Source organism: Kitasatospora sp. NPDC008050 (genome assembly GCF_042957465.1).
In the GTDB taxonomy this organism is placed as follows: Bacteria; Actinomycetota; Actinomycetes; order Streptomycetales; family Streptomycetaceae; genus Kitasatospora.
This window is the reverse complement of the sequence record NZ_JBIBIJ010000020.1, coordinates 30,262-48,654: the sequence shown is the minus strand read 5'-3', so window position 1 is coordinate 48,654 and position 18,393 is coordinate 30,262. Positions and strand designations below refer to the sequence as shown.

15 protein-coding genes and 1 tRNA gene are annotated in these 18,393 nt (G+C 74.1%); 5 read left to right on the top strand and 11 right to left on the bottom strand.

Annotation, left to right across the window (positions count from 1 at the left end; all coding sequences use genetic code 11):
- Positions 1 to 238: 238 nt before the first annotated feature.
- The 8 genes from ACFZB9_RS30555 to ACFZB9_RS30520 all read right to left on the bottom strand — a co-directional run bounded on the left by ACFZB9_RS30555 (position 239) and on the right by ACFZB9_RS30520 (position 7,592).
- Positions 239 to 312: transfer RNA gene (locus tag ACFZB9_RS30555), tRNA-Pro, on the bottom strand.
- Positions 313 to 460: 148 nt separating this feature from the next.
- Positions 461 to 1,813, bottom strand: coding sequence for an MFS transporter (locus tag ACFZB9_RS30550; protein WP_391452526.1), 1,353 nt, complete (start codon positions 1,811 to 1,813; stop codon positions 461 to 463).
- Between the two features lie 105 nt (positions 1,814 to 1,918).
- Positions 1,919 to 2,704, bottom strand: coding sequence for a DUF1684 domain-containing protein (locus ACFZB9_RS30545; protein WP_391452524.1), 786 nt, complete (start codon positions 2,702 to 2,704; stop codon positions 1,919 to 1,921).
- A 116-nt stretch (positions 2,705 to 2,820) separates the two neighbouring features.
- A complete protein-coding gene (locus tag ACFZB9_RS30540) occupies positions 2,821 to 3,684 on the bottom strand; it encodes an acyl-CoA thioesterase (RefSeq protein WP_391452522.1) in 864 nt (287 codons plus the stop codon).
- Positions 3,685 to 3,878: 194 nt separating this feature from the next.
- Positions 3,879 to 4,754, bottom strand: a complete 876-nt coding sequence (locus ACFZB9_RS30535) for an alpha-ketoglutarate-dependent dioxygenase AlkB family protein (RefSeq protein ID WP_391452521.1) — start codon at positions 4,752 to 4,754, stop codon at positions 3,879 to 3,881.
- 4 nt (positions 4,755 to 4,758) lie between these two features.
- Complete coding sequence (locus ACFZB9_RS30530) at positions 4,759 to 5,784, bottom strand: ribokinase (RefSeq protein WP_391452519.1); 1,026 nt, start codon at positions 5,782 to 5,784, stop codon at positions 4,759 to 4,761.
- 149 nt (positions 5,785 to 5,933) lie between these two features.
- Positions 5,934 to 6,365 carry a transglycosylase family protein gene (locus ACFZB9_RS30525; protein WP_391452517.1) on the bottom strand — a complete coding sequence of 144 codons (432 nt, stop codon included), beginning with the start codon at positions 6,363 to 6,365 and terminating at the stop codon, positions 5,934 to 5,936.
- A 447-nt stretch (positions 6,366 to 6,812) separates the two neighbouring features.
- Positions 6,813 to 7,592: a transglycosylase family protein gene (locus ACFZB9_RS30520; protein ID WP_391452515.1), complete on the bottom strand. Its 780-nt coding sequence runs from the start codon at positions 7,590 to 7,592 to the stop codon at positions 6,813 to 6,815.
- 583 nt (positions 7,593 to 8,175) lie between these two features.
- Here ACFZB9_RS30520 and ACFZB9_RS30515 point away from each other — a divergent pair.
- Positions 8,176 to 9,210, top strand: a complete 1,035-nt coding sequence (locus tag ACFZB9_RS30515; protein ID WP_391452513.1) for a hypothetical protein — start codon at positions 8,176 to 8,178, stop codon at positions 9,208 to 9,210.
- Positions 9,211 to 9,466: 256 nt separating this feature from the next.
- Entirely contained in the window at positions 9,467 to 10,162 is a 696-nt protein-coding gene (locus ACFZB9_RS30510; RefSeq protein ID WP_391452511.1) for a hypothetical protein, read from the top strand.
- A gap of 127 nt (positions 10,163 to 10,289) precedes the next feature.
- Here ACFZB9_RS30510 and der read toward each other — a convergent pair whose 3' ends face one another.
- From der to ACFZB9_RS30495, 3 genes are all read right to left on the bottom strand, one after another.
- Entirely contained in the window at positions 10,290 to 11,744 is a 1,455-nt protein-coding gene (gene der, locus ACFZB9_RS30505) for a ribosome biogenesis GTPase Der (protein ID WP_391452510.1), read from the bottom strand.
- 157 nt (positions 11,745 to 11,901) lie between these two features.
- A complete protein-coding gene (gene cmk, locus ACFZB9_RS30500) occupies positions 11,902 to 12,618 on the bottom strand; it encodes a (d)CMP kinase (RefSeq protein ID WP_391452508.1) in 717 nt (238 codons plus the stop codon).
- A gap of 173 nt (positions 12,619 to 12,791) precedes the next feature.
- Complete coding sequence (locus tag ACFZB9_RS30495; protein WP_391452507.1) at positions 12,792 to 13,877, bottom strand: prephenate dehydrogenase; 1,086 nt, start codon at positions 13,875 to 13,877, stop codon at positions 12,792 to 12,794.
- A 188-nt stretch (positions 13,878 to 14,065) separates the two neighbouring features.
- Between ACFZB9_RS30495 and ACFZB9_RS30490 the strand changes: the two genes are divergently transcribed.
- From ACFZB9_RS30490 to ACFZB9_RS30480, 3 genes are read left to right on the top strand one after another with little or no spacing between them, the layout of a single operon-like run.
- Entirely contained in the window at positions 14,066 to 16,363 is a 2,298-nt protein-coding gene (locus ACFZB9_RS30490) for a DUF4139 domain-containing protein (protein ID WP_391452505.1), read from the top strand.
- Positions 16,364 to 16,367: 4 nt separating this feature from the next.
- Complete coding sequence (locus tag ACFZB9_RS30485) at positions 16,368 to 17,969, top strand: mucoidy inhibitor MuiA family protein (protein WP_391452503.1); 1,602 nt, start codon at positions 16,368 to 16,370, stop codon at positions 17,967 to 17,969.
- Between the two features lie 20 nt (positions 17,970 to 17,989).
- A complete protein-coding gene (locus tag ACFZB9_RS30480; protein ID WP_391452501.1) occupies positions 17,990 to 18,352 on the top strand; it encodes a DUF952 domain-containing protein in 363 nt (120 codons plus the stop codon).
- The last annotated feature ends 41 nt before the right edge of the window (positions 18,353 to 18,393 follow it).

Here is an 18,393-nt window from a genome sequence, read left to right as displayed (position 1 = left end):
CATGCCCACGTTCGGCCAGCCGGACCCACGGCGAGCCTGGATACCAGCCTGATCGGTCGCCGACTACACTCAGTCACCTCGATCAAACGAGCAAAAGCCGCAAAAGGGTTGCACAAAGAGAGCCCAGCTCCCCCGACGCGGCGCGCAGGAACCGCTTGCGACCACACTGCGACCACCACAGCAAAAAGGCCGTTCCCGCTGTTCAGCGGAAACGGCCTCCGACCTGCGTAAACGCCGGTCGGGACGACAGGATTTGAACCTGCGACCCCTTGACCCCCAGTCAAGTGCGCTACCAAGCTGCGCCACGTCCCGTGGTCTCGCTGCCAGGATCAGATCCTGGCTTCTCGACCTTGTCCCCGGTGTCCCGGCGACGTGGAAAACAATACAGCACGGCGGGGGGTGCTCGCTGCCAGGTTCCGGTGCAGGTCACGAAGTGGGTGGTGGTGCCGGGGGCTCGGGGTCAGGGGGTGGGGTGGCGGGCGTCGTAGCGGAGGAAGGCGGGGCGGCGGGCCGCGAGGAGGAGGATGACGGCGACGCAGGCGAGGCCACCGGAGATCACCGAGACGGTGGGGGTCGTGAGGGTGGCGACGGTGCCGGACTCGAAGTCGCCGAGGCGGGGGCCGCCGACCACCACGACCATGAAGACGCCCTGGAGGCGGCCGCGCATCTCGTCGGGGGCCGCGACCTGCATCATCGTGTTGCGGAAGATCATGCTGACGGTGTCCGCGCAGCCGGCCACGGCGAGCAGGGCCAGGCCCAGCCAGAGGTGGCCGGCGGTGAGGCCGAAGGCGGCGATGGACAGGCCCCAGGCGGTGACGGCGGCGAGTACCGCGGCGCCGTGCCGCTGGACCCGGGAGATCCAGCCGGAGAAGAGGGCGCCGGTCAGCGCGCCGACGGCGGGGGCGGCGACCAGCAGACCGACGGTGCCCGCGTGGCCGCCGTAGTAGGCGGTGGCGAGGGCGGGGAAGAGCGAGCGCGGCAGGCCGAAGATCATCGCGGCCAGGTCGGCCAGGAAGCTGGTCCGCAGGTTGGGCTGCGCGCGCAGGAAGCGCAGGCCGTCCAGCACCGAGGCGCGCCCGGCGCGGCCGCCCGCGCGCTCGGGGCGCATCGCCGGCAGGCGCCACATCGCGTACAGGGTGGCGGTGAACGCCACGGTGTCGACCAGGTATGCGGCCTGGCCTCCGTATGTTCCGATCAGCAGACCGCCGAGCATCGGACCCACCGTCATGCCCAGGTTCATGCTGATCGTGTTGAGGGCGTTGGCGGCGGGCAGCTGCTCGGCGGGGAGCAGGCGCGGGATCATCGAGGAACGGGCGGGCGAGGAGATCGCGTAGAAGCCGCCCTGCAGCGCCACGGCCAGGTACAGCAGCGCGACCTGCCGCAGGCCGAGCAGGGCCTGGGTGGCCAGCAGCGCGGAGACCACGGCGAGGCCGGCGGCGCCGATCAGGCCCAGCTTGCGGCGGTCCACGGTGTCGGCGATCGCTCCGCCGTACAGGCCGAAGGTGAGCAGCGGGAGGAGCGAGCAGAGGCCGACCGCGCCGGTGGCGAGGGTGGAGCCGGTGAGCGCGTACACCTGGACCGACACCGCGACGGCGGTCATCTGCTGGCCGATCGAGGAGACGGCCTGACCGAACCAGATCCGCCGGTAGTCGGCGCTCGCGCGCAGCGGGGTGAGGTCGGCGACCGCGCCCCGCAGCACTCGCCCTATTCGCCCGGAATTCTGCGAGCGGCCAGGTGAACGGTCATCCGAGCCGTCGGCGGCGGCCGCGGGATCCGGGTCGGGCGGGGAAGAGGTGGGATGATTGGTCGACACAGCGACCTATCGTCACCCCCGGCCACCCGCCACCCGTCACCGGGTCCCGGAATCCGGAATCCCGGGACTCCGGTGACGGGTGGCGGGTGACGGGTGACGGGATGTTCAGCCGCGCAGTACCGCCTTCTCCCCCGCCCGCACCGCCACCGCCAGCCGGTTGCCCGGGGGCGGGAACGGGCAGATGAAGTGGTCCGCGAAGGCGCAGGGCGGCAGGTAGGCGCGGTTCAGGTCCAGCACGGTGTGGCCCTCGGCGTCGGGCCCGGGCAGGGTGATGAAGCGGAAGCGGTAGCTCTCCCGTCCGCTGCCGGCGTCGGCGAACACGCCGCTCAGCCGGTCGCCGGAGTGGCCCACGGTCAGCGAGTACGACTCGCCGGCCAGCCGGAAGGCGATCTCCCCGGTGACGTCCAGCGGCCGCTCCCGGCCGTCGGCGTTCGGGACGGTCACCGTCCGCGCGCCGGTCTCGTACGGGGTGAAGACGGCCGGCACGCTCCACTCCGGCGCGTACGGGAAGGTCGAGATGCCCGCGAAGTGCGCCCGGCCCTCGGCGTCGGGGTCGAAGACCCGCAGGGCGAGCTCCCCCTCCCGCTCGATCGGGACCAGCAGCACCTCCCCGTACCGGACCACGGCGGCCTCGGCATGGGTGTCGGGGCGCAGCAGGAGCTCGCCCGCCACCACCTCGTTGCCGGCGCCCGTCCGCAGGCCGTCCGCGGCCGACGCCGACACCCGCACGCCGTCCGGGTCCGCGGACCACCGGCCGGGGACGCCGGGTATCGCGGCCGGGTCGGCGCTCAACCAGTGCGTGCCGATGAGCGCCAGCACGCCGTGCGGCGCACCCACGGACGCCATCCGGGCCTCGGTCCAGCGCTGCCATTCCTCGGCGTCGGTCGTCATGGAAAGCTCTCCTGATACCTGTCCGTCGTACCTGTCCGTCGTACCTGTCCGTCGTACCTGTCCGTCGTACCTGTCCGTCGTATCCACCGGATGAATGACGGTGCGTCAGTCTGCCGTCAGCTCTCCCGCAGCGGCCGGAACAGCCCCTCCTGCACCACCGACACCACCAACCGGCCATTGCGGTCGAAGATCTGACCACGCGCCAGGCCCCGCGCGCCCTGCGCGATCGGGGACTCCTGCTGGTAGAGCAGCCACTCGTCGGCGCGGAACGGCTGGTGGAACCACATCGCGTGGTCGAGCGAGGCCATGTCGAAGTTCCGTCGGCCCCACAGCGGTTCGACCGGAGCACGGACCGAGTCCAGCAGGGTCATGTCGCTGGCGTAGGTCAGCGCGCAGACGTGGATCAGCGGGTCGTCGGGGAGGGCGCCGTTGGTCCGCAGCCAGACGCCGCTGCGCGGTTCGACACCGACCAGTTCCTCCTGCGTCCAGCGCAGCCGCTCGACGTAGCGGATGTCGAACGGCTGACGGCGGCTGATGAACGGCGGGAGCTCGCCGAGCCGCTGGCCGACCTCCTCCAGCGCGCTGGGCAGTTCCTCGGGGGCGGGGACGACGGGCATCGCCTCCTGGTGCTCGATACCGCCGGGCTCGGGGACGTGGAAGTCGGCGGTGAGCGCGAAGATGCTGCGGCCCTGCTGGATGCCGAGGACCCGTCGGGTGGTGAACGAACGACCGTCCCGGATCCGGTCGACCTGGTAGACGATCGGCACCCCGGGGACCCCGGGGCGCAGGAAGTAGGCGTGCAGCGAGTGGACGGGACGGGCGTCCGCCACCGTCCGGCCGGCGGCCACCAGCGCCTGGCCGGCCACCTGCCCGCCGAAGGTCCGCTGCAGCGATTCCTCGGGGCTGCGGCCACGGAAGATGTTGAGCTCGATCTGCTCCAGATCCAGCAGGTCGACGAGTTGATCGACAGGCGTTCCCATGGTGTGCGTCCTCTCCCAACGGGCACGCCGGTGGTGCCGGCGGCATACCGCTGCTGTCCAGTTGGAAGTCTGCGCACCGCCAGGGAATTCCCGCAGGTCGGCGCGCCTGCCACCGGCCGGCGGCGATCCCACGGACAGCCACCGACCGGTGACGGACCGCTGACCGAAAAAGGCCGCCCCGACAGCCCGAACGCCTACGCGGCCGGCGGCGGCCCCGTCAACCCGGACTGCCGCACCGTGATGTTGAGCCGCCCGGTGAGCGCGGGGCCGGGCTCGCCGAGCCGCAGCTCGGGATCGGCTGTGCCGGGCAGCGTGCGCAGGACACCGTGGTAGGCGTACCGGGCCGGGCCGCCGAAGACCAGCAGGTCACCGCTGCGCAGCTCGACGTCGGTCCACGGACCGGTCCGAGCCTGGCTGCCGCCGAGCCGGAAGACGCAGGAGTCTCCGAGGGACAGCGAGACGACGGGGGCGTCGATGCGCTCCTCGCGGTCCTGGTGCAGGCCCATCCGGGCACCGGCGGCGTAGTGGTTCACCAACGCCACATCGGGCGCGTACCCGACGGCACCGGCGATTTCCGGCCCGTCCCCACCGACATCCCCACCCCCACCGCCGTCCCTAACGCCGCCGTCCCCGCCCCCGACGCCGCCGTCCCCGACGCCGTCCCCCGCCTCCCCGTACGCCGCCTCCCCGTACGCCGCCACGACGGCCCGCCGGGCGAGGGTGTCGAGCAGCGCCGGGAACGGCTTGACCGGGGACCCGTCGCCATCGTGCACCCGGCGCGTGTACGCGTACGGGAACCAGTGCTGCGGGCAGTCCGCCACCACCTTGCGCGCGACCTTGCAGGTCGGACAGCGGCTGACCACGCCCCAGTGCCAGCCGAGGCAGAGCTGGCGGACCGACATCTCCGCGCCGCCGGGCAGCCGCACGGTCCGCAGACCGGCGGGCGGTCGGGCCCACTCGCGGCACGCGCCGACCAGCTCGCGCTGCTCGGTGGCGTCCAGCCAGTCGGGGAGCAGGACGGCTCCGGGCGCCAGCACCGTCCTCGACCGCCCGAACAGCTCACCCGTCACCGCGTCACCCGCCGACCGAATCCCGGCGCACCGCCCGCCCGACGCCGGCCGCCTGCTCCGCACCCGCCACCCGCCCGTCACTCGCCGCCGGCCCGACGCCGGCCACCCGTTCCACACCCGCTACCCGCTCCACACCAGCCGCCAGCCGCGCCCGGGTCGGCATCGCGGTGCGGGCGCCGGTCCGCTCGACGCTCAGCGCGGCCGCCCGGACCGCGAAACGCGCGGCGTCGGCCAGGCTCCGGTCCTCCGCCAGCTCGACGGCCAGCGCGCCGCAGAAGGTGTCACCGGCTCCGGTGGTGTCGACGGCGTGCACGGTCGGCGCGGCGATCAGCTCGGTCGACTCGCCGTCCCGGACCAGCGCGCCGTCCCCGCCGAGCGTGACCACCACCCGCTCGCACGGCAGGCCCCCGGCCAGCCGGGCCACCTCGCCGGGGGCCGTCAGCGCGCTGTCGGGGACGCCGCAGAGCCTGGCCAGCTCGGTGCGATTGGGCACCAGGACGTCGACCAGCGGCCAGAGTTCGTCGGGCAGCCCGGCGGGGGCCGGCGCGGGGTTGAGGATGAAGGTGGCGCCGGCGAGCCGGGCGGCGGCCAGCACGGCCGGGAGCGGGATCTCCAACTGCGCGACCACCACCGAGGCGCCGGCGAGCAGTTCGCGCGCAGCCTCGACGGCGGCGGTATCGAGCCGGGCGTTGGCTCCGGGCGAGACCACCACAACGTTCTCCGCCTGCCGGTCGACCAGCACGACGGCGTGACCGGGCGGGCCCTCCACGGCCGCGAGCCGGATGACGTCCACGCCCTCGGCGAGGAGTTCGGCGCGCAGCTGCGCGCTGTCGGCGTCCGTACCGACGGCGCCGACGAAGGCCACCGAGCAACCCAGCCGGGCGGCGGCCACGGCCTGGTTGGCTCCCTTGCCACCACCGAGTCGGATGATCGGACCGCCCTGGACGGTCTCCCCGGGAACGGGCAGGGACTCGACCTCGATCACCTGGTCAAGGTTGACGCTGCCCACCACCACGACATCCACGGCCACCGGATCCCACCTCCATGCCACCAGCCGTCGGCCACCACACGGCCGCCACACCGGCCACCACACCGGCGTCGTCATCCGCCACCGGCCTCAGCACCAGCTTCCCACCCCGCGCCCACAGAGCCGACGACCACCAACACCCTCAGTCACTCTCAGCGATCATCGGCGGGCCTCGGTCCCGTGTTGACCGAAGGGGGTCCCGTGCCCGCCGAAGAGGGTCCCATGCCCCCCGAAGGCGGTCCCGTGCCCGCCGGCGGTCGGTCGTGCAGCAGCCCCAGGTCGCGCGCGCAGGCGGACCAGGCCTCCCAGCCCTGCTCGTTCAGGATCTCCTGGGCCACCGTGATCTGCTGTCGCCGAGTCGCCAGGTCCGGACGGGTGGCGTAGCGCAGGCCACCGGCCTCCCGCCAGGTCGGCGGCCAGATCTGCAGACCGCCGTAGTAGCCGTTACCGGTGTCGGCGGTCCAGTCACCGTCGCTCTCGCAGTCGGCGACCTGGTCCCAGGTGGCGTCGGTGACCGGGGCCGGCCTGCCCTCGGCGGCGGCCCTGGCGGGGGTCGCGAGGACGAACGCGGCGCTGCAGAGCATCGCGAGCATGCGAGGCCTGACATGGCTTCGAACACTGACGGCTATTCGACGGCTGACGGGTATTCGACGGCTGACGGGTATTCGGGCCTTGACCGCCGTTCGCCGGCTGCCCGACCGACCGGATCGCATCCTCCGACTGTCCCCGAGGCACCTGCCCACCCGCGAGCGGGACCGCCCCCGGCTACGCCATCAGAGCCCCCGACAGCCTGCCGCCCCATCAGCCAACGCCCCACCACCCTGCCGCCCCAACGCCCCACCACTCCAACGCGTTCGACCGCCGCCCCACCCGGGACGACGGTCGATCCACGTACTGCTCGCTCTGCTCGCGCAGAAGCTCAGGAGCTCAGGAGCTCAGGAGCTCAGGAGCTCAGGAGCTCAGGAGCTCAGAAGCTCAGGAGCTCAGAAGCTCAGAAGCTCAGGGCCTCAGGGCCTCAGGGCCTCACGAGCTCAGAAGGAGAGCACCTGGCCAGGCATGATCAGGTTGGCGTCAGCGCCGATGACCTGAGCGTTCTTCTGGTACAGCGACTTCCAGTCGGTGCCGTGCGCGGCAGCGATCTCGCTCAGCGTGTCACCGGACTTGACGGTGTAGCCGCCCGCGGAGTTCGAGCCCTGGTCCGCCGGCTTGGCAGGCTTGGCAGGCTTGGTCGGCTTGGCGGCCGGCTTCGAGTCCTGGGCCGGGGCCGACTGGGCGGGAGCCGGCGCAGCCGGAGCCTGCTTGGCCGGGGCCTGCGGCGCCGGGGTCTGCTTGGCGGGAGCCTTCGGCGCGGGGGTCTGCGGCGCGGCGGCGGCCTTCGGGGCCGGGGCCGGAGCCGAGGTGTCGACGGCGGCGGGGGCGCCACCGGCGGTCAGGCCGGCCTTGACCGAGCAGACGGGCCAGGCGCCGGGGCCCTGGCTGGCCAGGACCTTCTCGGCCACGGCGATCTGCTGGGCCTTGGTGGCCAGGTTGGCCTGCCCGGCGTACTGGGTGCCGCCGTAGGCGGCCCAGGTGCTGGAGGTGAACTGCAGGCCCCCGTAGAAGCCGTTACCACTGTTGATGCTCCAGTTGCCGGTGCTCTCGCACTGGGCGACGGCGTCCCAGGTCGAGGTCGAGGCGGCGGAGGCCGTGGTGGCCGTGACGAGGCCGGCCACCGGAAGGACGGCAACCGCGCCGCCCAGAACGGCCAGCCGCACGCGGTTGCGCTTGGTGGCAGCGGTGGTGGCAGCGGCGTTCTCGTTACGGAAAGTCATGGAATCCCTCTCGGCAGCCCCGGGCGGGCAGGCGGAACCAGGCCCGGTGAGGGGCCGATCTCGCTTGCGGCGTCCTGTGGGCGGCCGAGTACGTGTCCGACGTACCGCGCCGCCCCGGCCACTCCGCCATCACCGCCGACAGAGACACGTCGGTGGCGCGGTGGCACCAGGTGCGGTGCCTCGGGGAGTGAGCCCGGGTGGTGCTCGTTGCACCGGGGATGAAGTTAGGGCGCGAGGCTGCCCCGAATCAACAAATTCATGAGCCGCTCAGGGTTCAGCCAGGTCAGCGCAATGTTACCCGCGGTAACGATCAAACACTTCCAAGGTCCAATGTCCGTTTTGTAACCTTTTCTACGACTCAAACCTCTTGTCCGCGTGGCGCCGGTCACATTTTGTGGAGCGTGAGCCTGATCACATCGTCGACAGTTTGTGACCGGTCGAGCACTATCCGAAGTCGCCGAGATGGAAAAAAGCGACACTCGACCCCCCAACCCGTGACTCCGACCACAACGCGCCGTTGGTAATGGCGGCCGGGCCTACCCGGGCCGCCCAGCCAACGAATCAAGGAGTCCTGTTGCCGCGCATGCTCGATGTCAGCGACGAGGTCCGAGCCGAGATCGGCGACGACGAGGCCGACCAACTACTCGGCGGGGCACACACCCCCGACACCTACGACTGCACCTCCTGCCGGACCCCCGGCCACTCCCTGAGCGAGCCGACCAGCACCGTGCTCTTCGTCGGCGACGAGACGGCGGTGCTGGCGTTCGCCCACGCACGGTGCATCCCCTCGCAGGTCGTGCCGGTCTCCGAGGAGCAACTGCTCGGGGCGGTGCGCAGCATCAGTCAGGCGCAGGGCAGCGGGCAGCCGACGCAGGCGGGCTACCCGGCGGACCCGTACGCCCACCCCGGCACCCCGGGAGCCGCCTCCGTCGGGCTGGGCGGCGGCCTCGCCCCGGCCGCAGCCATCGACCCGCTCGGGGGCACCGCCGGCGCCACCGCCGTGGACGCCCTGGGCCTGCCGCTCACCCCGTCCCACGCCGCGCCCCAGGCCCCCGCAGCCGTCCCGGCTCCCACCACCCCCGCTCCCACCGCCCCCGCTCCCGCCGCGTCAGCCGCCCCGGCCGGCGACCAAGGGGTCCCGGCGCCCGGCGAACCGGCCGTCCTCGGCGTCACCTGCGGGCTGGTGCTCTGCGGCGACACCGGGCACGCCGCGCTGGTCGTGGAGCCGACCGGGCCGGTCGGCCGGCCGGGCACGGTGACCGGCGCGGACGAGTTCCTCCCGCTGCTCCGCGACCACGGCTTCCTGCCGATCAACGACGTCGACAAGCCGCCGGCCCGGCTGGCGGGTTGGTCGGTGCTGGTGGCGATGGGACGGCTGCACGCGATCCTGCAGCCGTCCGCGGTCGGCAACAGCGCCTGGTGGCAGGCGCACCAGCCGCTGGTGGTCACCGACGCCTGGCGCGCCGCGGCGGCCCGGCAGTCCGAGGTGATCATGTACGCGGCGCCCGCCGGGACGATCGGCCGCCAGCCCCGGGAGGACCTGCTGCGCAACGCTCTGGACCGTGCGGCGGCCCAGGGCCTGCTGGTGGCCGCCAGCCTCCCGCTGGCCGGCACCTGAGCGGACCCGACGCCTGGGGCCTGTCCGGCAAGATTCGCCGGGCAGGCCCCGGGGCCTGTCGTCACCGGCGCGCGACGGACCGCAAGCGCCCATCACGCCCCGGTACCCCGGGCACCCGCCGCTACGGCCGCATCCCCGGCAGCCTTCGCTCGTTGGGCCCTACGTGTACAGCTACGACGTGACCTCAGCCTTCCGCCAGACCACCGCTACCCGAGGGATCCCGGCGATGAGGCCGTCGTACGACGGGGAGCATCCCGTGGCCCCCACCCCGACGCCGATCTACGACGAGCTGTACTCCGAGTACCGCCGCCTCTTCCGTGCCCTGCCGGGCGACCGCAGCGGCGAGGAGGACCTCCGGTTCACCGGCTTCGCGGTCCGTGAGCGCCCCTTCCCCGGCTCGCACGCCAGCGCGCACCTCAGCTCGCACCCCGGACCGCACCCCGGCTCACACCATGCCCCGCACGCCGCCCAGTTGGACGGCTACCGCGACCCGTACGGCAGTCGCACCCCGTTCGCCACGGATCACCACCTCGCCGCGCTCCCGCACCACCAGTCCTTCCCCACCTATGGGGGACAACTGCCGGGCGCCCCGCAGTTCGTACCGCAGCAGCAGGCCGTCCACCATCAGACCGGTCAGCCCCACGTCGGCCAGCACCAGACCGGTCAGCCCCACGCCGGCCAGCACCAGACCGGTCACCAGCAGTATCAAGGCACCGGCTACCAGCCCCACCCCTCACAGCAGCAGCCACAACACCAGCACCAACACCCCCAGCCCAACCAGCAACAGCAGCAGCATCACCAGCCCCCGCAGGGCCAGCCCAGCACCGGCCAGGGCTGGGTCGCCGCCGGCTACCTCTCCCCGGTCACCGCCCCGGCCCCGGCTGCCCCGGCTCCGGCAGCCCCCGGCCGCCACCGCGGCGCCCTGCTCTCGCTCCCTCCGGGCCGCAGCTGACCCACCTCTCGCCCCCGGCAGAAAACAGAACGGTCCGATGGCTGCTCCCAGCCATCGGACCGTTCTGCTGCACTCGTCCCGCTGCACCTCTATAAAGAGGAGCAGCGGGACGAGCGACTACGCACCACTACTTGCGCTTGCGCTTCTCCCGGACCCGCACCGAGATCGAGATCGGCGTCCCGACGAAGCCGAACTCCTCACGCAGCCGGCGCTCCACGAACCGCCGGTAGCCGGCCTCCAGGAAGCCCGAGGCGAAGAGCACGAACCGCGGCGGCCGGGTGCCGGCCTGGGTCCCGAACAGGATCCGCGGCTGCTTGCCGCCCCGGATCGGGTGCGGGTGGGCGGCGACCAGCTCGCCGAGGAAGGCGTTCAGCTTCGCGGTCGAGATCCGGGTCTCCCAGCCGGCCAGCGCCGTCTCGATCGCCGGGACCAGCTTCTCCATGTGCCGGCCGGTCAGCGCCGAGACGTTGACCCGGGGCGCCCACTGCACCTGGACGAGATCCTGCTCGATCTCGCGCTCCAGGTAGTAGCGGCGCTCCTCGTCCATCTGGTCCCACTTGTTGTAGGCGACCACGACGGCACGCCCGGCCTCGACAGCCATCGAGATGATCCGGGTGTCCTGCTCCGCGAGCGGCTCGCTGGAGTCGATCAGGATGACCGCGACCTCGGCCTTGTCCAGCGCGGCGGAGGTGCGCAGCGAGGCGTAGAAGTCGGCGCCGGAGGTCAGGTGGACCCGGCGGCGGATACCGGCGGTGTCGATGAACTTCCAGGTCTTGCCGCCCAGCTGGATCAGCTCGTCGACCGGGTCGCGGGTGGTGCCGGCCAGCTCGTTGACGACGACCCGCTCCTCACCGGCCACCTTGTTCAGCAGGCTGGACTTGCCGACGTTCGGGCGGCCGATCAGCGCGACCCGGCGCGGGCCGCCGACGGTCACGCCGAAGGTCTGCGGCGGAGCCTCGGGCAGCGCCTCCATCACGGCGTCCAGCAGATCGCCGGAGCCGCGGCCGTGCAGCGCGGAGACGGGGTAGGGCTCGCCCAGGCCGAGCGACCACAGGTAGGAGGCCTCGGCCTCGCTCGACGGGCCGTCGACCTTGTTGGCGCAGAGCACGGTCGGCTTGCCGGCCCGGCGGACCACCTTGATCAGGGCCTCGTCGGTGTCGGTGGCGCCGACGTTGGCGTCCACCACGAAGAGCACGGCGTCGGCGGTCTCGATGCCCAGCTCGGCCTGCGCGGCCACCATGGCGTCGATGCCGAGGACGTCGATCTCCCAGCCGCCGGTGTCGACGACCTTGAAGCGGCGGCCGTTCCAGGTCGCCTCGTAGCTCACCCGGTCGCGGGTGACGCCGGGCTTGTCCTCGACGACCGCCTCGCGGCGGCCGATGATCCGGTTGACCAGGGTCGACTTGCCGACATTGGGGCGGCCGACGACGGCCAGCACCGGCAGCGGGACGTGCTCGTGCTCGGCCAGGTCGAGGTCATCGGCGTCGAAGCCCTCCTCGGCGGCCAGGCTCATGAACTCGGCGTACTCGGCCGGATCCAGCTCACCGTGGTCGGCACCGTCGGCGACGTGCTCGTTGCTCATCTTCGTCTGTTCCATTTCCCGGTCCGCCCGTCATCCGGACGGACCGTGCGTACCTGCCCGGACGCGAACGTCGGGCAGCGCGTAAAAAACTCGTTGATCCCCCGGCACCGGGACGCCGAGGCGCCGAGGTACCGAAGGCGGGTGCCGAGGGGCGGTGCTAGGCGGCCGAGCGCTGGCCGGCCCGCTGCTCCACCAACTCGGCGATGGTGTCGATGACCTGCGGCAGCGTCAGGTCGCTGGTGTCCACCAGGACGGCGTCCGCGGCCTGGGTCAGCGGTGCGGTGGCCCGCGAGGAGTCGGCGGCGTCGCGGCGGACCAGGTCGGCCGCCATCTCGGCGATGGTCGCCTCGTCCACGCCCTTGGCCCGCAGCTCGGCCGCGCGGCGCTCGGCCCGGGCGGCCCCGGAGGCAGTCAGGAAGATCTTGGCCGTGGCGTCGGGGAAGACCACCGTGCCCATGTCCCGGCCCTCGGCGACGATGCCCCGCTCGGCGTGCCCGGCGCAGCCGCGCTGCAGCTCGACCAGCCGGGTCCGCACCTGCGGGACGGCGGCGACCGCGCTGACCTTGGCGGTCACCTCGGGACCGCGGATCGGGCCGGAGACGTCCTGGCCGTCGACCGTGATGGTCGGGCCGTCGGCGTCCGTGCCGGAGACGATCACCGGCTTGCCGCAAGCGATGGCCACCGCCTCCGGGTCGTCCACGTCCACCTCGTTGGCCAGCATCCACCAGGTCATCGCCCGGTACATGGCACCGGTGTCGAGGAAGCTGAGGCCGAGCCGGGTCGCCACCGCACGGGAGACGGTCGACTTGCCGGAACCGGAGGGTCCGTCGATGGCGACGACGACCGGGGCGTGCGCTCGGTCGGCAGTGTCCACAGGGAACCTCTCTTCTCGACACCCGGGGAGATACCTCAAGGTTAGACGACCGCGGACACCCCTCTGGCTGCCGCCGTCGCGCCGCCCTCCCGACCGGCCCCGCAGCCCCCGGTTCCGAGCCGGCTCGACCCCGCCACCGCCGGCTGCCCCAGGACCTCTCGGTCCCGCACCCCTCAGTCCCGCACGTCCCAGCCGCGCTCCCCCAGCGCCTCCTCCAGCCGCCGCACCGCCGAGGGCTCCACCTGGAGCTGGACCAGGCCGACCCGCTGGCCCGCCGAGTGGTCGATCGCCACGTCCTCGATGTTGACCCCGGCCCGGGCGGCCTCCCGGAAGAGCCGGCTGAGCTCGCCGGGCTGGTCCCCGATCGCCACCACCACGGTCTCGTAGCGGGTGGGCGGGGCGCCGTGCTTGCCGGGGATCCGGGCCTGGCCGTGGTTGCCGCGCCGCATCACCGCCTCGATGTCCGCGCTGCCCGCGCGGCGGACCGCCTCGTCACCGGTCTCCAGCGCGCGCAGCGCGGCGACGGTGGTGCCCAGGTCGGCGGCCAGCTCCTCCAGGATGTCGGCGACCACGCCCGCGTTGGCGGACAGGATGTCCAGCCACATCCGCGGGTTGGAGGCGGCGATCCTGGTGACGTCCCGCACACCCTGCCCGGCCAGTCGCACGGCCGTCTCGTCGGCGTGCTCCAGGCGGGCGGCGACCAGCGAGGAGAGCAGCTGCGGGGTGTGCGAGACCAGCGCGACGGCGCGGTCGTGCGCGGCGGCGTCCATCACCACCGGCATGGCGCCGCAGAGCGCGACCAGCTCCAGCGCGGCGTTGAGCGTCCCGGTCTCGGTGTCGGCGGTGGGGGTGAGCACCCAGGGCCGGCCCTCGAACAGGTCCGCGCGCGCGGCCAGCGGCCCGGACTGCTCGCGGCCGGCCATCGGGTGGCCGCCGATGTAGTGCACGGTGTCGCAGCCCAGCGCGGCGACCTCGGCGCGCGGTCCGGACTTCACGCTCGCCACGTCGGTGTAGCAGTGGGCCAGGCCACGCCGCTGGCAGTCGGCCAGCACCCTGCCGACCAGCGCGGGCGGGACGGCGATGATCGCCAGGTCCACCGGCTCGCTGGGCTCCTCGACGGTGCCCGCGCCCAGCGAGGCGGCGGTGCGGGCCGCGTCGGGGTCGGCGTCGGACAGATGGACCGCGATGCCCCGCCCGGTCAGCGCGAGTGCGGCGGAGGTGCCGATCAGACCGGTGCCGACGACGGCGACAGTACGCATGGCGCTGCTGTTCTCCTGCGTTCCTGGAGGGGACGATAGGGCGATCCCCACATCCTCCCGTACCCGTCGCGGCTCTGCTCCCCCGCCCCTGCCCGGACGCGCGCCGCATACCCGCGACAGCTGTCCCCCACTGCGGGCAGACTGGGCCACCGAAGCGGCGTCGCAGCGGTGCAAAAGGGGAGAACGGCATGACCGACGAGCGAACAGACACCACCTCACCACCGGCCTGGCCCACCGTCCTGGACACCGTGGTGGTCCATGCCGCGGGCGCCGTCTGCCGACGCCTGGCGCACGGCACCCTCCCACCGGACACCGCCTCGGGCAACGCCGCCTCGGGCGACACCGCCCCGAGCAACGCCGCCTCGGGCAACACCACCTCGGGCGACACCACCTCGGGCGACACCACCTTGAGCGGCACCGACGGCACCGCGCCCGCCCCGCGCCGGCTGCGCCTGACCGGCCTGCCCTCCTCCCTGCTCCCGGACTCGCTGCGCGCCGCCCTGCCCGAGGGCCCGGCCGGCTGGCGGATCACCGAGGTCCGCCAGGAGGCCGAGGCCCGGCTGACCGAGCCCGAGCAACTGCCCGAGCTGCGAACCAGGCTGACGGAGGCCGAGCAGACCGAGGCCGCCCTGTGGTCGCGCGGCCAGCGGCTGGCCGCCCGGATCGCCCGGACCGCGGAGCTGCGCGCCGCGCCCCCGCGCCGGCGCCCGGCCGACCCGCCGTACCCGGCCGATCCCTCGTACCCGGCCGACCCGCAGCACCCCACCACCCCGTGCCAGGCCGCCGAGCCACTGCGCCGCGCCCCCGCCGAGGCGCTGCTCGCCCTCGCCGACTTCGTCGACGAGCGGCTGACCGTGCTCCATGCCGAGGCCGAGTCGCTCGACGAGCAGGTGCGGCAGGCCACCCGCGAGCGCGAACTGCTCGCCGCCCGCCTGGCCCGCGCCTCCACCGCCGAACCCGCCACCCCGGTCGGGACCAGCACGGTGGTGCTGCTCACCCTCACCCCGGACGAGGACGCCCGGCCGCTGCCCGCCGCGCCGATCACCGTCGCGCTGGAGTACCGGGTCCCGGACGCCCGCTGGGTGCCGACCTACCAGCTGAACCAGCAGCAGGACGGCGCGTCCGGCACCGTGCTGCTGCGCGCCGCCGTGGCCCAGCGCACCGGCGAGGACTGGAGCGACGTCCGGATCGCCTTCTCCACCGCCGACCTGCACCGCCCGGCCGGACTGCCCGACCTGCGCTCGATCCGGATCGGGCGGCGCCGGCCCGCCCCCGCGCCCACCGGCTGGCGGGAGCCGCCGAGCGGTCTGGGCGGCCTCTTCGCGGACTACGACAGCGTGCCTCGCCCGCCCGCGCCCGCCCCGCGCCCGCAGCCCGTCCCCCTGGCCGCCGCGCCGGCCGGGCTGCCCCAGGCCGAGCAGCTCAGGCGGCGCGCCGCCGGCCCCAGGTCCTACGGCGCCGCGCCGGCCGCTCCCCCGCCCCCGCCCGCACCGTCCGCCCTTGGCGGTCCCGTCCCGTCCGGTCCCCTCTCCTCCGGTCCTGCCCCCTCCGGTCCCGCTCCCGGCGGTGCGGCGCCCCACCTCATGCACGCCAAGGTGGCCTCGTTCGACGGCCCGCCGCCGAGCCCGTCCGGTGCCCCGGTGCCCGACGCCGCCGTGCCCCCGCAGCCCCCGCACCCGGCCCCCGACCTGCTCGACTACGCCGGCCTCACGCTGGCCGGTCCCACCGCCCCGATCGGCCGCCGCGGGAGCCTGCGCCCCGGCGCCCGGCACCGCGCTGCCGCGGACCACTCGCTCGCGCCCGCGCTGCCCCCGCACACCGTCCCGCCGCGGATCTCGGCCGGCTCCTTCGATCAGCGCTACGACGCCGAGGCCCGCACCGACGTGCCCTCCGACGGCGGGTGGCACACCGTCGGCCTCGGCGTGCTCCCGGTGACGCTGCGCCCCGAGTACGTCTGCGTGCCGGCCGTCGACCCGACCGTCTACGCCACCGTGCTGCTCGCCAACACCGGCGACCGCGCGCTGCTGGCCGGCCCGCTGGAGGTCACCGTCGACGACGCTTTCCTGCTGACCACCGCACTGCCCACGCTCGCCCCGGGCGCCACCCGCCGGATCGGCCTGGGCGTGGCGGAGAGCGTGCGGGTCACCCGGCGGACCGAGTCGCAGGAGTCCACGGCGGGCCTGCGCGGCTCCACCACGGTGCTGACCGAGCAGATCCACCTGGAGCTGGCCAACCGGCTGGCCCACCCGGTGACCGTCGAGGTCCGCGAGCGGATCCCGGTGACCGGTGAGAAGGAGATCAGGATCGAGGAGCGCCCCGGCACCCCGCCGTGGTCCGCACCGGCCACGCCCTCCCAAATCCATCCGCCTGGCACCCGGCTCTGGCAGGTCGGCCTGCCGCCCGGCGGCCGGGTCGCGCTCAGCGCCGGCTACGAGATCCGCATTCCGGCCGGCAAGGCCCTGGCCGGCGGCAACCGAAGGAGCTGACCCGATGCCCACGCCCGATGTCCGGAGCACCCCGCTCCCCGTCACCGCCGTCACCTGCCTGGAGGACCGCGCCCACGTCGAGCGCACCGCCACCCTCACCCTCGCCGCGGGCCGGCAGCGGCTGCGCCTGGGCCCGGTCAGCCCGCTGGCCGTCGACCACAGCCTGCGCACCGAGCTGGCCGCCGACGACGGCACCGCCCGGGTGCTGGACGCCCGGCTGACCCGCAGCTGGACCCCGCGCGAGGTCGGCCCGCCCGGCGCCGAGGACTCCGCGCTGCGCCACCGCCTGCACGAGCTGGAGTCGGCGCTGCGCACCGGCGCCCAGCGCCGGGACCGGCTGACCGCCCGCCTGGCGCTGCTCGACCAGCTGGGCGCCGACCTGCTGCGCGAGATCGCCGAGGCCACCGGCCTGGGCGAGGCCGAACCGGCGCGCTGGTCGCGGGAGCTGGACCGGGTGGCCGGTGAGGAGGACACCCACGGCGAGCGGCTGCGCGCGCTGAACGCGGAGCTGGCCGAGCTGGCGGAGCAGGAGCAGGCCGCGCGGCAGGCCCTGGCCGACGCCGAGTCGCAGCCCCGGGAGCTGACCGCCTACCTGGAGCTCACCGTGCTGGCCGAGCGCCCCGCCACCGCCACCCTGACGGTGCGCCATCTGACGCCCTGTGCGCTGTGGCGGCCCGCCTACCGGGCCGTCCTGGCCGGCAAGGAGCTGCGGCTGGAGTCGGATGCGGTGCTCTGGCAGGCCACCGGCGAGGACTGGTCCGGGGTACGGCTGACCCTCTCCACCGCCCGCTCCGCGCTGGCCGCCGAGCCGCCGCTGCTGGTCGAGGACCGGCTGACGCTGCGGGAGCTGAGCACTGCGGAGCGGCGCACCGTGGAGGTCGAGCTGCGCGAGGAGGAGATCAGCACGCTCGGCCCGGACGGCACGGCGCCGGGCCCCGCCGCGGACGACCTGCCCGGGGTGGACGACGGCGGCGAGGTGCGGGTGCTGACCGCCCCGGCCCCGGCGAACCTGCCCGGCGACGGCCGCGCGCACCGGATCCCGCTGGGGGGCTTCAGCACGCCGGCCACCACCGAGCTGACCGCGGCGCCCGAGCTGACCGCGCTGACCAGCGAGGTGGTGCGGTTCGGCAACCGGGCCGGGCACCCTCTGCTGGCCGGTCCGGTCGAGCTGGTCCGCGACAGCGGCTACATCGGCCGCGGCGAGCTACGGTTCACCGCCGTCGGGGCGGTGGCCGAGCTGGCCTTCCCGGGCGCGGACGACTACCGGCTGTTCCGCGAGGTCGAGGAGAGCCGCAGCAGCGCGGGCCTGCCGGGCCTGGGCCAGCGCAGCGTGCTGACCCGCACGGTGCGGGTGCACGTCTCCCGGCTCTCCGCACCCGGCGAGCAGGGCGAGCGGTCCCTCACGCTGCGCGAGCGGATCCCGGTCTCCGAGGTCTCGGCGGTCGAGGTGCGGCTGCGCGCGCAGGACTGCGACCCGGCCCCGGCGCAGGTGGACGCCGAGGGAGTGGTCCGCTGGGAGCTGCCACTGCCGCCCGGTGGCCGACGGACCGTCACCCTGGTGTACGAGGTGCTGGCTTCGGCCAAGGTCGCGGGGCTGACGGCGTAGCCGTCAGGTACAAAAGACCTATGATCCTGCACCTCGCACCGCTGGACGACTGGCTCCGCGATCCCGGCCGGCCGTACAGCGCCGGCTCACTGCTGACGGACGGCTTCATCCACTGCTCGCCGGACGAGCCGACCACCCTGGCCGTGGCCAACCTGTTCTTCGCCACGGCTCCGGATCCCCTGATGGCACTGCTGATCGACCCGGAGGAGGTGGAGCCGATGCTCCGGTGGGAGGCGCCGACCGGCACCCGTCCGCCGGGGGTGGCGCCCGACGTGCTCTTCCCGCACATCTACGGGCGGCTCAACCGCAGCGCCGTCAAGGGCCTGGCCAAGCTGGAGCGCGGCGTGGACGGGCGCTGGGCCCGCTTCGAAGCCTGGAGCTGACCGGCGCAGCCGGCCCCGGCCCCCGACCGGGGCCCCGACCG

What these genes read in the sequence shown, in the direction of transcription:
- ACFZB9_RS30525 (WP_391452517.1), bottom strand. Translation starts at nt 6,365, where the DNA reads ATGCTCTGCAGCGCCGCGTTCGTCCTCGCGACCCCCGCCAGGGCCGCC.
- ACFZB9_RS30490 (WP_391452505.1), top strand. Translation starts at nt 14,066, where the DNA reads ATGACCGACGAGCGAACAGACACCACCTCACCACCGGCCTGGCCCACC.
- ACFZB9_RS30515 (WP_391452513.1), top strand. Translation starts at nt 8,176, where the DNA reads ATGCTCGATGTCAGCGACGAGGTCCGAGCCGAGATCGGCGACGACGAG.
- der (WP_391452510.1), bottom strand. Translation starts at nt 11,744, where the DNA reads ATGAGCAACGAGCACGTCGCCGACGGTGCCGACCACGGTGAGCTGGAT.
- ACFZB9_RS30545 (WP_391452524.1), bottom strand. Translation starts at nt 2,704, where the DNA reads ATGACGACCGACGCCGAGGAATGGCAGCGCTGGACCGAGGCCCGGATG.
- ACFZB9_RS30520 (WP_391452515.1), bottom strand. Translation starts at nt 7,592, where the DNA reads ATGACTTTCCGTAACGAGAACGCCGCTGCCACCACCGCTGCCACCAAG.
- ACFZB9_RS30495 (WP_391452507.1), bottom strand. Translation starts at nt 13,877, where the DNA reads ATGCGTACTGTCGCCGTCGTCGGCACCGGTCTGATCGGCACCTCCGCC.
- ACFZB9_RS30480 (WP_391452501.1), top strand. Translation starts at nt 17,990, where the DNA reads ATGATCCTGCACCTCGCACCGCTGGACGACTGGCTCCGCGATCCCGGC.
- ACFZB9_RS30540 (WP_391452522.1), bottom strand. Translation starts at nt 3,684, where the DNA reads ATGGGAACGCCTGTCGATCAACTCGTCGACCTGCTGGATCTGGAGCAG.
- ACFZB9_RS30485 (WP_391452503.1), top strand. Translation starts at nt 16,368, where the DNA reads ATGCCCACGCCCGATGTCCGGAGCACCCCGCTCCCCGTCACCGCCGTC.